Source organism: Klebsiella sp. S69, from assembly GCF_016516145.1.
Classification (GTDB): Bacteria; Pseudomonadota; Gammaproteobacteria; order Enterobacterales; family Enterobacteriaceae; genus Klebsiella; species Klebsiella oxytoca.
Genome location: NZ_JACVUU010000119.1, coordinates 1 through 229, shown reverse-complemented (window position 1 = coordinate 229; position 229 = coordinate 1). Strand labels below are relative to the sequence as shown.

The 229-nt window shown below is 64.6% G+C and carries 1 pseudogene; it reads left to right on the top strand.

Annotated elements, in window-relative coordinates:
• Positions 1 to 229: pseudogene (locus IAE27_RS29455) on the top strand (transketolase); the annotation flags it as partial.

Below are 229 nucleotides of genomic sequence, written 5' to 3'. Positions count from 1 at the left end.
CGGCTCGATGCTGATCTACAGCCTGCTGCACCTCACCGGCTACGATCTGCCAGTCGAAGAGCTGAAGAACTTCCGTCAGCTGCACTCCAGAACCCCGGGCCACCCGGAAGTGGGCTACACCGCGGGTGTGGAAACCACTACCGGACCGCTGGGGCAGGGCATTGCGAATGCGGTGGGGATGGCGATTGCGGAGAAAACCCTGGCGGCGCAGTTCAACCGCCCGGGCCAC